Below are 14,816 nucleotides of genomic sequence, written 5' to 3' on the forward strand. Positions count from 1 at the left end.
ACCCGCCGCACCAGACGCGCGGGCCGCGCGGGCGCGGGCCCTCAGCCAAGGCGCACCAGCACCGGCGGCCCCGGCTCGCCGGCGGCCGAGGTCGTGGAGAGCACCGCGTGCCGCGGCGGCACCCGGTGCGCCAGCTCGGACGCCGACCAGCGCTGCCGCTCCACCCGCCGCACGGTGACGGAGTCCGTCGTGGTGTCCCGGCCGGTGAACAGCCGCCGCACCCCGCGCACCGTCTTGCGGACGAAGCCGCCGGTGCGGTCGGGCGTCTTGGTGATGTCCTGGTCCTCGGTCCACGCGGTGCCCCAGACATGCGCGAAGTGCTCCGCGTCCCAGGTCGTGATCCCCGCGAACGCCATCCGGCAGCCCACCGCGCCCAGCAGCCCGGCGCGCAGCTCCGGCGGCACGTCGTCGAGGGTGCGCAGCGCCAGCACGGCGCCCGCGTTGGCGCCGCGCAGCTGCGCCAGCCCCCGCACGGTGCCCTGGGTGACGGCGGCGGTCGCGTCGTCCAGCACCAGCACCGCGAAGAGCGAACGGTCGGGGCGGTTGACGACGGCGGTGGTGAACTGCGCGAGCAGCAGCCGGGTGATGATCCGTCCGGCCTCGGTGTGGCCGGTGGCCGGCAGGTCGATCCTGACCCGCAGCGGGTGGACCAGCGTGGCCATCGAGAACGGCCGGGCCGCCGCCTCGACGGAGAAGCCGGCCCGGTCCAGCACCGCCAGCCGGTCGGCGAGCCGCTGCCCGGGGTCGTCGGGGCGGGCGGCGGCCCGTTCCCTGGCGTCGAGTTCGCGCTGCTGGTGGTGGGCGCCGGCCAGCGCCAGGTCCTCGCGGAGGCTGGCCAGCAGCGCGGGCGCCCCGTCCAGCATGGCGCGCAGCTCGGGCACGCCGGGCAGCCGGCCGTAGGCCGCGTGGTACGGGCCGATCAGCTGCACCAGCGCGGCGGCGGCCTCCCGCGTCTCGGCCTGGGTGCCGCCCAGCAGCGCCTCGGACAGCAGCGCGGCGGCCTCGTCGGTGTCGTGCGCGGCGCCGTAGAGCGCCAGTTGGTGGGTGCTGGCCGGGTCGCCGACCCGCAGCACGATGTCGAACGCCGCGTCGGGTCCGAGCCCGCTGGCCGCGCTGCCGACCGCGACCACGGCGGCCTGGCCGGCCAGCGCCTGGAGGCAGAGCGACTCCACGACGGGCCGCACCACCCGCCCGGTCTTGCCGGCGCCGGGCGGGCCCACGGCCAGCAGCGAGGTGTTCAACAGGGCCGGGTCCAGGGCGATGTCGACGCCCCGGTACTCGTGCGCGTTGCGCTCCTCGTCCACGGCGGTGCCGATCCGCACCTGGCGGGTGAGCAGGTCGTGCTGGGCGGCGCGCACCGGCAGGTCGCGGTCGCCCGAGGGGTGGACGAACGCGGCCGAGCCGTCCCGCCGTACCGCCTCGTCGAACGCCGGCAGCTCCGTCGGCCTGGCCACCACGGAGCGCCAGGCGTGCTGGATGCGGGCGTAGTCGAGGTCGCCCATGGTGCCGCCGTCGACCTCGGCGAGCAGCCGTTCGGCGGCCTCGCCGGCGCCGGCGGCCCGCAGCTCGGTGAACTCCGTCAGCCGCGCCACCTCGGCCCGTTCCCGCGCGCTGCCCGCGACGTTCCGGCCGGTGAGCCGGGCGGGCGGGAAGCGGCGCCAGACCGCCCGCCAGTCGCCGAGGGCGCCGAAAAGCAGCACCAGGAGCAGGGTGTAGAGGACGTAGTAGATGTTGTAGGCGACGGTGTAGGCCGTCATGGGGTGGCCCCAGTCGTCGGGCACGGCGCCGTAGAACGGGTCGAGCCAGAACAGCCAGGTCCCGTTGAAGCTCAGCCGCCAGACCGCGTAGGCCGCGACCAGCGCGGCGGCCGCCCGCACGGTCACCCTCCGGTCCTGGACCTCGATGTCCGGCCGCCCCGACCAGGCGCGCAGCACGGTCGGGCGCCAACGCCGCCACAGCCGGGGCGCGTTGCCCAGCCGGCCGAAGGCGCACACCAGCGCGACCAGCAGCAGCAGTTCGTAGAGATAGGGGACGGCGACCCGGGCGCCGCGCGCCTCCCACGACGCGACGCCCAGCCAGTCCAACGGCTCGGTCACCCAGCCGAACACGAAGACGTCGTTCGCGTACAGCGACCACACCAGCCAGCCGGTCAGCGCCGCCAGCAGCGCGCCGCCGTGCAGTTCGCGGTCGCTGAGCCGGTCGGGGTCCTCGGGCGGCCTGGGCACATGGCCCGGACGCCAGACGCCTGGGCGCGCGGCGGGGCGCGGGACGCGCAACCACCGCTTGAGCGGCGGGAGTTCCGCCTCGTCCGCTGGTGCCCTCGGCGCCGGAGGCGCGGCCGGCGGTGGCGGAACCACCGGCGTGCCGCCGGGCGTCTCCTGGGGCGTGCGCCATGGTTCCCTGGTGCCGTCGCTGTTCACGGTCCCCATGATGCCAAGCGCCGTGCCCGGCGCGCGGGTTGACGTCGCGTCGCGGCCGTCCCCGGGCCCCCGCCGGCGGGGCCGGGGAATATGCGAGGGGGCAACTTGTGCAAAACCGTTCCGCTGGGACAACTGGTGCGCTACTTTCCTGGCTCACCTCTGACTCAAGAACAGCCACGGGCGGAACGGCATGACACGCGCCATCTCCCTGCGAGACGTGACGAAGATCTATCCACGGGACGTGGTGGCCGTGAACCGGCTGTCGCTCGACATCTCTCCCGGCGAGTTCGTGGTCCTGCTCGGCCCCTCGGGCTGCGGCAAGACGACGGTGCTGCGCATGATCGCCGGTCTTGAGGACATCACCTCGGGGGAACTGCTGCTCGACGGCGAGCTGGCCAACGCGGTACCGCCCGGCGAACGCCAGCTGGCGATGGTCTTCCAGCACTACGCCCTCTACCCCAACATGACCGGCCAGCAGAACATCAGCTTCCCGCTGAAGATCGAGTCCCCGGGCCGCGACACCACCAACCAGGTGCGGGAGACCGCCCGACTGCTGGGCATCGAGGACCTGTTGGACCGGCTGCCGGCCCAACTCTCCGGCGGCGAACGGCAGCGGGTCGCGATGGGGCGCGCCATCGTCCGCCGGCCGTCCGCGTTCCTGCTGGACGAGCCGCTGTCCAACCTCGACGCCAAGCTCCGCACCCGGCTGCGCGCCGAGATCGCCACGCTCACCCGACATCTCGGCGTCACCACCGTCTATGTGACGCACGACCAGGCGGAGGCGATGTCGCTGGGCGACCGGGTGGCGGTGATGCGGGACGGGGTGATCCAGCAGATCGGTCCGGCCCGGGAGGTGTACCAGCGGCCGGAGAACGTTTTCGTCGCGGCGTTCGTCGGCACCCCGAGGATCAACCTGCTGCGGGCCGCCGTGCACGCGCCGCTGGACGGCCGGCTGAACATCGACTTCGGCACCCAGCGCATCCAACTCCCGCAGCCGCTCTCCCCCGACCACCAGATGCTGCGGGTGCAGATGGGGCGGGAGATCACCGTGGGGTTGCGCTCGGAGGCGGCCAGGATCGCCAGCCCGCAGGAGATGCGTCCGACGGAGGCGCTGCTCAACGGGGTGGTGCAGCACGTGGAGTTCCAGGGGCACGAGTCGCTGGTGCATGTTTCGACCGGCGCGCACCCGGCGCGCGTCGAGGGTCTGGAGGCGCCCCGCCCGCCCGCCGCGCGCCGCGCGCGGGGGCAGCGCGCCGGGCGGAAGGCGCCGCTGCGGCGGCTGGTCGGGCGCTATCTCAGCCGGAGCGAGGGCGCCGAACGGCCGGAGGCCGAGCGGCGGAACGAGCCGCCGGGCGCGGCCCCGCCGCCGCCCACCGCCGCCGGCCGGATCACCGACGGCCTGGTGGTGCGCACCAGCGCGGACGCGCAACCCCGGCTGGGGGAACGGGTTCCGCTGCTGATCGACCTCGACCAGATGTATGTCTTCGACGAGGAAGGCCAGCGCATCTGCCCCGCGCCGCCGCGCCGCCCCTCGTTCTCCCGCTGAGGGGTACCTCCTGCGGCACGCGCCGCGCGACGAGGTGGTGCGCCGCACGACGAAGTGGCCAAAAGCGCGCGCCGTCCACTCCGCGGTGGTGCGTGCCGGTCGCGCCGGGCACGCCCTAGCCTGCCGGGGAGTGCCCGAATGCAGCCCCTTCGCGACGAGGAGTCCACTCATGAGCGACCCGACGACCGAACTGACCGGAGGACCCGCACTCCCCCAGAAGCGCCGGCTGGTCACCGAGATCCCGGGGCCGCGCTCCGTCGAGCTGATGGCGCGCAAGCAGGCGACGGTGGCCAACGGGATCGGCACCGTGATGCCGGTCTTCGTCCGGCGGGCCGGCGGCGGGATCGTCGAGGACGTGGACGGCAACGCGCTGATCGACTTCGGCTCGGGGATCGCCGTCACCTCGGTGGGCAACAGCGCCGAGGCCGTGGTGCGCCGCGCCACCGAGCAGCTGACCCGGTTCACCCACACCTGCGCGATGGTCACCCCGTACGAGGGCTATCTGGAGGTCTGCGAGGAACTGGCCCGGCTGACCCCGGGCGACCACGCGAAGAAGTCGGTTCTGCTCAACTCCGGTGCGGAGGCGGTCGAGAACGCGGTCAAGATCGCGCGCTATCACACCAAGCGGCAGGCGGTGGTGGTCTTCGAACACGGCTACCACGGCCGCACCAACCTCACCATGGCGCTCACCGCCAAGGACATGCCGTACAAGCACGGCTTCGGCCCGTTCGCGCCGGAGATCTACCGGGTGCCGATGGCCTACCCGTACCGCTGGCTGACCGGGCCTGAGCGCTGCGCCGAGGAGGCGGCGGCGCTGGTGATCGAGCAGATCACCAAGCAGATCGGCGCGGACAACACGGCGGCGATCGTGGTGGAGCCGATCCTCGGCGAGGGCGGCTTCATCGTGCCGGCCAGGGGCTTCCTGCCCCGGATCGCCGCGTTCGCCAAGGAGCACGGGATCGTGCTGGTCGCCGACGAGATCCAGTCCGGTTTCTGCCGGACCGGGCAGTGGTTCGCCAGCGAGGACGAGGGCCTGGTGCCCGACCTGATCACCACCGCCAAGGGCATCGCCGGCGGGCTGCCGCTGGCCGCCGTGACCGGCCGCGCCGAGATCATGGACGCGGCGCACGTCGGCGGCCTGGGCGGCACCTACGGCGGCAACCCGGTGGCCTGCGCGGCGGCGCTCGGCGCGATCGAGACCATGCGGGAACTCGACCTGCCGGCCAGGGCAAGGCGGATCGAGGAGGTCATGCTGCCGAGGCTGCGGGCGCTGGCCGAACGCTTCCCGGCGATCGGCGACGTGCGCGGGCGGGGCGCGATGCTGGCGATCGAGCTGGTGCGGCCGGGCGGCAAGGAGCCCGACCCGGCCGCGACGGCGAAGCTCGCCGCGCACTGCCACCGGTCGGGCCTGCTGCTGCTGACCACCGGCACCTACGGCAACGTGGCCCGCTTCCTGCCCCCGCTGGTGATCGACGAGGCCCTCCTCACCGAGGGCCTGGACATCCTGGAGGCGGGCCTCGCGAAGCTCTGACCCGGGCGCGTGAGCGCGTGAGCGTTCGGGCGGCGCGACGGTCGGGGTCCCGCTCGTCCCTAGACTTGCCCGGGACGGGCGGAACGACCGAGAGAGAGGTGCCCGGTGGAGACACCCCGACTGGAGGAGGTGCGCCTGACCTCCTTCAAGAGCTTCACCGAGCAGTGTCTGCCGCTGCACGACCTCACCGTCCTCATCGGGCGCAACGGCAGCGGCAAGTCCAACGCGCTGGACGGGCTGATGGTGCTGTCGCGCCTGGCGCTGGGAGAACCCGTGCGGGACGCGCTGGACGGGCCACGGACGGAGGGCGAGGAGCCGATCCGTGGCGGGGCCGAGGGCTGCGCCCCGCTGGGGGCCGGGAGTTTCCGCCTCGGCTGCCGGGTGCGGTCCGGCGAGGCCGTCTTCGACCTCGACGTCGAGATCGCGGTCCGCCCCGAGGTGCGTGTCCTGAGCGAGCGTCTGACGGCCGTCGAGGGCGCCCCGTACGGCGGACGCGGGCGCCATCTCGCCTCCGGGCGAGTGCTCCTGGCCAGCGACCCGGCCGAACCCGATCGGAGCGACCTCACCGGTCGCTACTTCAACGGCCTGCGCGGCCGGGACCCCGGCCTCCCCTTCGCCGCCGACCGCCTGCTGACCAGCCAGGTTCCCGTGCGGCTGCCGGCCACCACGGAGGCGACCAAGCTCGTCCACCGGGCCGCCTCGGACGTCCTGTCCGTGCTGCGCGAGGTCTTCCTGCTCGACCCGGTTCCCCATCTCATGCGGCGGTACGTCAACGAGCGCGACACCGAGCTTCGCCGCAGCGCGGACAACCTGAGCGCGGCGGTGAACGGCCTGCGGCGGAGCGACCCCGAGGCGTTCGGGCGGCTGACGGAGTTGGTGGCGGGGATGCCCGAGTACCCCGTCCGGGGCATCAGCAGCGTCGATACCAAGCTCGGCGACGTGCAGTTGGTGTTGAGCGAGGCGGGTTACCACGGGAGGCAGCACGACGTTCCGGCCCGGCTGCTCAGCGACGGGATGCTGCGCTTCCTGGCCTTCGGCGCCGCGCTGCTCAGCGCCCCGGTCACCGACGGCGAGGAGGGGCGGTCCGCCGCCCAACGACACCTGGTCATCGAGGAGGTGGAGAACGGCCTCTACCCCACCCAGGCCGCGCGCGTGCTGCGCCTGATGAAGGAGGAGTCGCGGCGACGCAGCATCGACGTGCTGTTCACCACCCACAGCCCCGCGCTGCTCAACTCCCTGACGGCGGAGGACCATTCGGGGGTCGTGGTGTGTGGCAGGGACCCGGGGTCGGGCGAGAGCGTGCTGACCCGCCTGACCGAACTGCCCGGCTATGTCGACCTCATGGCGGCCGGCGACCTCGGCGACGCGGTGGCCAGGGGCCGGCTGCCGGACGCCCTCCGGCCCCGGGAGGCCGCCGCCTCCGACATCGAGGACTTCCTGAGGAGCCTGTGACCCAGTGAGCAGACCCCATCGGTCGGGGCTCCCGCTGCCCGTCGTCGACTTCCTCGACACCTCGGTCATCGTCGAGGTGCTCGACGTGCCCCACAGGAACGCGCGGCACGCCGAGGTCGTGGCCGAGATGAAGACCCGGGTGGCGGCCGGGGTGCAACTCGTCCTGCCGACCGCGACCATCGTCGAGACCGGCAACCACGTCTTCCAGGTCAAGGACGGGGCCGCGCGCCGCACCTGCGCGACCAGGTTCCAGTCGATGCTCCGCAAAACCGCCCGGGGAGCGGCCCCCTGGGTCCTCCACCAACGGACCTGGGACGACGCCTTCCTGACCTCGCTCTGCGACGGGGGCACCACCGGCATGGACCTGGTCGAGCACGCCGTGCGCCGGCAGCTGGGCACCGGGAACCTCAGCATCGTCGCCGAGCGGGATCTCTACGCGTGCCGAGTGCAGGCCACGGTGCGTGTCTGGACCCTGGAGGCGACGATGGGCACCTGGGCCGAACTGCCCTGAGCGCCACGCCCCTTCACGGGCGGCCGCGTTCACCGTTCGTCCGCCGCCTCCCCGCCCCCCTCCCCGCTCGCCCTCCCGGTTCTCGTCGTCGCGTCGGCGACGAGGGCCGCCGCCTCGTGCATGGCCAGTTCCAGGACGGCCGGGTCGTTGAGGGTGCCCGAGCCGTCGGGGCGGACCAGCCAGCGCCCGGCCGGCACCGAGCGGTCCGGGTGCGGGACCACGATCCAGCTGCCGTGCCCGGCGGCCCGCACGCCGGTGCCCAGCCATCTCCCGGCCGTGCCGGGCGGCACGAAGAAGCCGACCCGGCGCTGCCCCCGGTCGGCGAGCACCGGCCCCGGGCGGTCGATGACCCGGGCCAGCACGTCGAGCGTCGCCACCCCCAACACCCCCGGCAGGATCAGCACGTCCCACCGCCGGCCGGCCGGCAGCAGCGCCACGCCCTCCGGGCTGCGCTCCCACTCCCACCGGCAGACCGCCGGCCTCGGTGCGGCCGAGGCCAGCCACTCCAGCGCCGACCGCCGCGTCTCGCCGCTCATCCCGCGTCCCTTCTGCCGCCGGCCCCGGCGTTCGTCGGGGCCCGATGGTTCCTTCGCGGCTGAGAGGGGGAAACGGTCGGATCGTTACGCGACTTCGGCGAACTCGGGCAAGAACGTTTCCCCGGACGCTCGCCGAACTCGCCGCGCGCGCCGCCGACTTCGGCGGCGCGCGGCCGGCGTCAGACGTCGAGGCCGGCGTCAGACGTCGGGGCCGGCGTCAGACGTCGAGGCTGGCGCCCGGCGGCTCGCCGTCGTCGTTGTTCCCTTCGCCTCCGTCGCTCGGCTCGCGGTCGAACTCCCGCTGGCCGGGCAGCGACATCCACCAGTAGGCCCACTCGTGGTCGGCGTCCGGCCGGTAGTCGATGGTCAGCCCGCCCATGCCCAGGTCCACGACCACCTCGTAGCGGACGTCGACGGAGGCGCCGTCGGCGACGTCCAGGGGCGTGCCGTCCGCGCGGCTGACGTTCTCGGGCGGCACCCGGTTGCCCTCGTCGAACACCCGCATCGCGTCGTCGGCCAGGGATATCTCCCCGCCGGTCTCGTTGGTGACGGTCAGCGTGATCACGGCCGTGAGCCCGTCGCCCGCCTGGACCTGGGAGGCGTGCACCACCAGCCCGTCGGTGTAGGTCACGTCGTCGCCCGGCTCGGCCAGGAAGTCCGAACCGGCCCTGGTCTCCACGGTTTCCAGCCGGGACTCCTCGACGATCAGCACCACGGTGAGCACGGCCGCCACCACCGCCGCACCCGCGCCGATCCACATCCCGCCGAGCGCCACCTGGCGGTTGGTGGCGGCCCCGCGCTTGGCCCGCCCGGAGCCGATCAGGCCGCAGCCGATGGCGAAGGCGCCCAACACCAGGGCCAGCGGGCTCAGGTAGTACGTCCAGCAGAAGCAGGCGGCCACGACCGCGAGCAGCAGCGCGGCGACGCCCGTCGCGTTCCGGGGCCGCGCCGGCGGCGGGGGCGGCCAGGCCAGCGGGCCCTGCTGCGGGAACGGCGCGCCGTACGGCGGAACGGGCGGCGGAACGTGGGGGCCCGGCGGGGGCGGCGCCTGCTGGTACGCCGGCGGCTGCCAGGGCGGCACCGCGCCCGGCAGCGGCGTCCCGGGCCGGCCCACCGGCACCGACGAGGGCGGCGGAGTCGCGGGAGCGTCGCCCCCCGGTGGACGACTCGGGTTGGGCTGCTGGTCAGCGGTCACGGCACCTCCACGTTCGCCTCGTCTCAGCCTACGGGCCACGGGCGGCCGCCGTCCCCCGCCTACCATGAGCTGAGGTCCACGAGCGACGTCGACGAGCCGACGTCAACGAGCCGACGCCGTCGGCCGATGTCCGTCTTCCGGGAGGGTGTTGTGTCCCAAGCGCCAGAGGCCACCGTCACGGGTGGCGATCTCGCGACGTTCGTCGCGGGGCTGCCCAAGGCCGAGCTGCATGTGCACCATGTCGGCTCCGCTTCGCCCCGGATCGTCGCCGAGCTGGCCGCGCGGCACCCCGACTCCCCCGTGCCCAAGGACCCGGAGCTGCTGGCGGAGTACTTCACCTTCCGGGACTTCGCGCACTTCATCGAGGTCTATGTCTCGGTGGTGGGGCTGCTCCAGACCCCCGAGGACATCCGGCTGCTGACCTACGAGGTGGCCAGGGACATGGCCAGGCAGCGGGTCCGGTACGCCGAACTCACCGTCACGCCCTACTCGTTCGGCCTGCGCGGCATCGCGGACGAGGCGATCGTGGAGGCCATCGAGGACGCGCGGGTCGGCGCCGAGCGCGAGCTGGGCGTGGTGCTGCGCTGGTGCTTCGACATCCCGGGCGAGCTGGGCCTGCCGGCGGCCGAGGGCACCCTGCGGATGGCGCTGGACCAACAGCCGGCGGGGCTGGTCTCGTTCGGCCTGGGCGGCCCCGAGAAGGGCTGGCCGCGCGCGCTGTTCAAGCCGTACTTCGACCAGGCGATCGCCGCCGGGCTGCACAGCGTGCCGCACGCCGGCGAGACGACCGGGCCCGAGACCGTGTGGGACGCGCTGACCTCGCTGCGCGCCGAGCGGATCGGGCACGGCACCAGCTCGGCGGACGACCCGGAGCTGCTGGCCCATCTGGCGCGCACCGGCGTGCCGTTGGAGGTCTGCCCCACCTCCAACGTCGCCACCGGCGCCGTGCCCTCGCTGACCGCGCACCCGCTGCCGGCGATGGTGGCGGCGGGCGTGACGGTGACGATCAACAGCGACGACCCGCCGATGTTCGGCACCGACCTCAACAACGAGTACCTGGTCGCCGCCCGGCTGTTGGGCCTGGACGCGGCCGGCGTCGCCGACCTGGCGAGGAACGCGGTGAACGCCTCGTTCCTCGACGCGGCGGGGCGGGCGAGGCTGCTCGCGGAGATCGACGCGCACCTGGCCTCATGGGTGGCGTGATCGCGGTCGCCCACCGGGGCGACCCCTACCGGGTCCGGGAGAACACCCTGCCGTCGTTCGCGGCGGCCGCCGAGGCGGGGGCCGAGGCCGTCGAGTTCGACGTGCGGCTGACCTCGGACGAGGTTCCGGTGGTGGTGCACGACCCGACGCTGGAGCGGCTGTGGGGCCACGAGGCGCCGGTGGCCGCGCTGTCGGCGGCCCGGGTGCGGGAGGTGACCGGGGGCGGGGTGCCGACGCTGGCCGAGGCGCTGGCACACTGCGCCGAGTTGGGCGTGCGGGCCGTCCTGGACCTGCCGGAGCGCTCACCGGACGGCGCCCGCCGGGCGGTCGCCGAGGTGCGGGCGGCGGGCCCGGCGACCCGGGTCTGGTGGTGCGGCGACCCGGGCGCGCTGCGCGCGGTGCGGCGGGCCGACCCGGACGCGGAGATCGCGCTGACCTGGAAGCGCGTCGGCCAGCCCCGGGCCTCGCTGCTGGCCGAGGTGCGGCCCCGATGGCTCAACTACCCGCTGGGCCGGGTCGACGCCGAGGCGGTGCGCCGGGCGACCGACGCCGGCTACGAGGTCTCGGCGTGGACCGTGGACAGCCGGCGGATGATGCGGCGGCTGCGGGACCTGGGCGTCACGATGATCATGACCAACCGGATCGGCGCCCTGCGCTCCGTGCTCGCCGAGGAGCCGAGGAACGGCTGAGCCCGCCGAGGCCCTTGGGGCCCCGGCGCGTTCAGCCGGCTGTCAGAGCGCGGTCATCACGTGCTTGACCCGGGTGTAGTCCTCCAGGCCGTAGGCGGAGAGGTCCTTGCCGTAGCCGGACTTCTTGAAGCCGCCGTGCGGCATCTCGCCCACCAGCGGGATGTGGGTGTTGATCCAGACGCAGCCGAAGTCCAGGGCCCGGGACATCCGCATGGCCCGCGCGTGGTCCTTCGTCCACACCGAGGAGGCCAGCCCGTACTCCACGCCGTTGGCGAAGGCGACGGCCTCCTCCTCGTCGGTGAACCGCTGCACCGAGATCACCGGCCCAAAGACCTCGCGCTGGACGATCTCGTCGTCCTGCGCGCAGTCGGCCACCACGGTCGGCGCGTAGAAGTAGCCCCGCTCGCCGACCCGTTGGCCGCCGGTGGTGACCCGGGCGTGGGCGGGCAGCCGGTCGACGAAGCCGCTGACCTTGGCGAGGTGGTCGGCGTTGTTGAGCGGGCCGTAGAAGCAGTCGGGGTCGGCCAGGTCGCCGGTGCGGACCTCGGCGGCGGCCTTGGTGAGCGCGTCGACGAACTCCTCGTAGCGGGAGGCGTGCACCAGCACCCGGCTGGCCGCGGTGCAGTCCTGTCCCGCGTTGAAGAACCCGGCGTCCCTGATGCCCTCGACGGCCGCGCCAAGGTCGGCGTCCTCGAAGACCACGCAGGGCGCCTTGCCGCCCAGCTCCAGGTGGACCCGCTTGAGGTCGGCGGCGGCGCTGGTGGCGACCTCGGTGCCGGCGCGGACCGAGCCGGTGATGGAGACCATCGCCGGCGTGGGGTGCTCGACCATCAGCCGGCCGGTGTCGCGGTCGCCGCAGACCACGTTGAAGACGCCCTTCGGCAGGATCTCGGCGAGCAGTTCGGCGGCGTGGGAGAGGGAGGCGGGGGTGGTGTCGGACGGCTTGATCACCACGGTGTTGCCGGCGGCCAGGGCCGGGGCGAACTTCCAGACCGCCATCATCAGCGGGTAGTTCCACGGCACGACCTGGGCGCAGACGCCCACCGGCTCGCGCCGCACGAAGGAGGTCAGGCCCGCCATGTACTCGCCGGCGCTCTTGCCCTCCAGCATCCGGGCGGCGCCGGCGAAGAAGCGGATCTGCTCCAGCATCGGCGGCAGCTCCTCCTCCCGGGTCAGCTCCAGGGGCTTGCCGGTGTCCCGACACTCGACGGCGAGGAGTTCGTCGGCGTGCCGCTCGAAGGCGTCGGCGATCCTCAGCAGCGCCAGCTGGCGGGCGGCGGGCGTGGTCTCCCGCCAGGCGGGGAACGCGGCCTCGGCCGCCGCCATCGCCGCGTCCACGTCGGCCGCGCCGGAGAGCGGGGCCGTCGTGTAGGGCGTGCCCGTGGTCGGGTCGATCACCTCGCTGGTCCGCCCGTCGGCTGCCTCCCGGGACTCCCCGTCGATGTGGTTCCTCACGCGACGCGTCTCGCTGCTCACACCGGCCTCCTGCCGTCCGACTCCTTGGCGTGGAACGCTCACCCTAGCCCTCCGCCCCGCCGGCGCGACACCGCGCCGGCGGGAGATCCGCCGCCGACGGGGGCGTCGGGCCGGAAGAATCGTTCACACGCGCACGCCTGGGGAAACTTCTTCCGCCGCGCCGTGGGGCGCTGTCCACCGTCCGGAGGATTCTTCGCATGATGCGACGCGTCCGCCGTTGGCCGACCCGGCCGCTGTGTCAGCGTGCAGGGGTGCCAGACACGGCCGGATGACCCTCGTTCCGGCGAGCGGGGCGACGGCCGGCGACCCCGGCGGAAGGTGCCCTCGGACATGGCCCCACCCGACAACGACGTGCTCTGGGCGCGCGATCTGGAGCACGCCCACCGTGGCTCACCCGCTCTGCTCGGCGTCTCCCTCGGGGTGCGGCAGGGCGAGATCCTCGCCGTCACCGGACCGCGCGGCTCGGGCAAGACCACGCTGCTCGGCTGCCTCTCCGGCCAACTCGCCCCCGACGCCGGCGAGGTGTGGTTCAACGGCGTCCCGCTGCACGAGCTGGGCCAGGCCGCCCGGGACCGGCTGCGCCGGGAGCGCTTCGGCTGGGTGGGCGAGAGCCCCCAGCTGGTGCCCGAGCTGACCGCCTGGGAGAACGCGGCGCTGCCGCTGCTGCTGGCCGGCGTCGGCGGCCGGGAGGCCAGGAAGACGGTGGCCGAGTGGCTGGAGCGGCTGGACGTCGCCGACTGCGCCCGCCTGCGGCCGGCCGCGCTGCGCCAGGCGCAGCGGCAACGGGTCGCCATCGCCCGGGCGTTGGCGCACAAGCCGGACGTGCTCTTCGCCGACGAGCCGACCGCGCCGCTGCACCGGGCCGACCGCGCGCAGGTGCTGCGCACCCTGACCACGGCCGGCCGCACGCACGCGATCACGGTGGTGCTGGCCAGCCACGAGCCGGAGGTCGCCACGCTGGCCGACCGCTCGGTGACGCTGCTCGACGGACGGGCCGCGGTGGGCGACACCGCCGCCGAGGGCCGGGAGGACGAGGTGTCATGCTCGCTCTCCGGCTAGCCCGAGGCTCCGACCCGGCGGCGCTGGCCCGCCGGCTGCTGCTGGCCGGCGCGACGGCCGGCGTCGGCTTTCTGCTGCTCGCCGCCCTGGCCCGGGCGGCGGCCCACCCCGAGGACGGGCGGCTGGCCGCGCTGCGGCTGCTGTGGTGCGTGGTGCCGCTGGCGTTCACCGCGCAGCTGGCGGTGGCGGTGGCCAGGGCCGACCCGGCCGGCTGGCCGCGCTCGGGCCTGGACGCGGCCGGCCTGGGCCGGGCCAGGCTGCCGGTGCTGGCGGCGCTGTCCACGGCGGTGGCCGGCCTGGTGGGCAGCGCGCTGGCGCTGCTGGTCTTTCTCCATCTGCGGGGCGACCTGTCGGGGCTGCCGTTCGACGGGGCGGCCGTCGGCCCGTTGAACGGCGGCGGCTCGCTGCCGCTGGGCGCCGCGCTGACGCTGCTGGCGGTGGCGCCGGCCACGGCGGCCGGCGCCTCGGCGCTGGCGGTGCGCGGCGCGGCGGCGCCGATGCCGGCGCCGGCCGGGCTGCCCTGGGGCACGGCGATGATCGCCGGCGGGCTGGCGCTGGGCGTGCTCGCGGGCGAACCTGCGGCCGGCGAGGGCGAGGGCTGGCTGCCGCTGCCGGCGCCGCTGGACACCGTGCCGTTCGGGGTGGTCGGCGGCTGGCTGCTGATCGGGATCGGGGTGGTGCTGACCGCGCCGGCGCTCAGCTATCTGTGCGGCCGGGCGCTGGCCTTCGGGCAGCCGTCGGCGGTGCGGCTGCTGGCCGGGCGTGGCCTGGCGGACGAGGCGCGGCGTCTGGGCCGGCCGGTGGGCGCGCTGACGGTGGCGGTCGCTGCGGTGCTGGCCGCCGAACGGCTGGGCGCGCTGGGCGCGTTCGGCTTCTTCGGCGGCCTGGGCACCGCCGTGGTGCTGGTGGCCGCCGCCGGGACCGTGGCCACCGTCGCCGAGCAGTTGCGGGCCGAGCGCCGGGAGGCGGTCGCCTCGCTGGTGAAGGTGGGCACGCCGCGCCGGGCGCTGCGCGCCGCGGCGGCGCTGCGGGGCGCGGCGCTGGCGGCGGTCTTCGGGCCGCTGGCCTGGTGCACCGCCGACCTGCTGCTGCTCGCCGCCCGCGCCTGAGCGCGCGCCGGCGCGACGGCCCCCCGAGCATGGGCGCTCGGGGGGCCGTCGCACGCCGGGGGCGTCGGTCCGGGGAGGAGGACCCTCGG

12 protein-coding genes are annotated in these 14,816 nt (G+C 74.8%); 8 read left to right on the forward strand and 4 right to left on the reverse strand.

From position 1 onward, the window contains the following. Nucleotides 1-41: 41 nt before the first annotated feature. Nucleotides 42-2,420 carry an ATP-binding protein gene (locus FH609_RS26060; protein ID WP_139672842.1) on the reverse strand — a complete coding sequence of 793 codons (2,379 nt, stop codon included), beginning with the start codon at nucleotides 2,418-2,420 and terminating at the stop codon, nucleotides 42-44. Nucleotides 2,421-2,610: 190 nt separating this feature from the next. On the opposite strand from FH609_RS26060, the gene FH609_RS26065 reads away from it, so the two are divergent. From FH609_RS26065 to FH609_RS26080, 4 genes are all read left to right on the forward strand, one after another. After that, nucleotides 2,611-3,966, forward strand: coding sequence for an ABC transporter ATP-binding protein (locus FH609_RS26065; RefSeq protein ID WP_139672839.1), 1,356 nt, complete (start codon nucleotides 2,611-2,613; stop codon nucleotides 3,964-3,966). 169 nt (nucleotides 3,967-4,135) lie between these two features. Further along, on the forward strand, nucleotides 4,136-5,497 hold the full coding sequence (gene gabT / locus FH609_RS26070) for a 4-aminobutyrate--2-oxoglutarate transaminase (protein WP_139672836.1): 1,362 nt from the start codon (nucleotides 4,136-4,138) through the stop codon (nucleotides 5,495-5,497). Between the two features lie 105 nt (nucleotides 5,498-5,602). Then, nucleotides 5,603-6,949: an AAA family ATPase gene (locus FH609_RS26075; protein WP_139672833.1), complete on the forward strand. Its 1,347-nt coding sequence runs from the start codon at nucleotides 5,603-5,605 to the stop codon at nucleotides 6,947-6,949. A gap of 4 nt (nucleotides 6,950-6,953) precedes the next feature. Next, entirely contained in the window at nucleotides 6,954-7,460 is a 507-nt protein-coding gene (locus tag FH609_RS26080) for a hypothetical protein (RefSeq protein ID WP_139672830.1), read from the forward strand. 29 nt (nucleotides 7,461-7,489) lie between these two features. On the opposite strand, the gene FH609_RS26085 is transcribed toward FH609_RS26080, so the two are convergent. Together FH609_RS26085 and FH609_RS26090 are read right to left on the reverse strand one after the other, a co-directional pair. Beyond that, on the reverse strand, nucleotides 7,490-7,996 hold the full coding sequence (locus FH609_RS26085) for a hypothetical protein (protein ID WP_139672825.1): 507 nt from the start codon (nucleotides 7,994-7,996) through the stop codon (nucleotides 7,490-7,492). A 217-nt stretch (nucleotides 7,997-8,213) separates the two neighbouring features. Further along, a complete protein-coding gene (locus FH609_RS26090; protein ID WP_139672822.1) occupies nucleotides 8,214-9,191 on the reverse strand; it encodes a hypothetical protein in 978 nt (325 codons plus the stop codon). Between the two features lie 126 nt (nucleotides 9,192-9,317). Here FH609_RS26090 and FH609_RS26095 point away from each other — a divergent pair, with 126 nt between their 5' ends. Further along, on the forward strand, nucleotides 9,318-10,394 hold the full coding sequence (locus FH609_RS26095; RefSeq protein ID WP_139672819.1) for an adenosine deaminase: 1,077 nt from the start codon (nucleotides 9,318-9,320) through the stop codon (nucleotides 10,392-10,394). Then, on the forward strand, nucleotides 10,382-11,083 hold the full coding sequence (locus FH609_RS26100; RefSeq protein ID WP_139672816.1) for a glycerophosphodiester phosphodiesterase: 702 nt from the start codon (nucleotides 10,382-10,384) through the stop codon (nucleotides 11,081-11,083). The genes FH609_RS26095 and FH609_RS26100 overlap by 13 nt, the downstream gene beginning before the upstream one ends. 42 nt (nucleotides 11,084-11,125) lie before the next feature. On the opposite strand, the gene FH609_RS26105 is transcribed toward FH609_RS26100, so the two are convergent. Next, nucleotides 11,126-12,559 (reverse strand): gamma-aminobutyraldehyde dehydrogenase, encoded by a 1,434-nt coding sequence (locus FH609_RS26105; protein ID WP_139672814.1) that lies wholly within the window; start codon nucleotides 12,557-12,559, stop codon nucleotides 11,126-11,128. Between the two features lie 330 nt (nucleotides 12,560-12,889). On the opposite strand from FH609_RS26105, the gene FH609_RS26110 reads away from it, so the two are divergent. Continuing rightward, nucleotides 12,890-13,618, forward strand: coding sequence for an ABC transporter ATP-binding protein (locus FH609_RS26110; RefSeq protein ID WP_139672810.1), 729 nt, complete (start codon nucleotides 12,890-12,892; stop codon nucleotides 13,616-13,618). Continuing rightward, nucleotides 13,600-14,727: a hypothetical protein gene (locus FH609_RS26115; protein ID WP_139672807.1), complete on the forward strand. Its 1,128-nt coding sequence runs from the start codon at nucleotides 13,600-13,602 to the stop codon at nucleotides 14,725-14,727. The genes FH609_RS26110 and FH609_RS26115 overlap by 19 nt, the downstream gene beginning before the upstream one ends. The last annotated feature ends 89 nt before the right edge of the window (nucleotides 14,728-14,816 follow it).

Source organism: Streptomyces sp. 3MP-14 (assembly GCF_006334905.2).
GTDB classification, from domain to species: domain Bacteria; phylum Actinomycetota; class Actinomycetes; order Streptomycetales; family Streptomycetaceae; genus Streptomyces; species Streptomyces triticirhizae.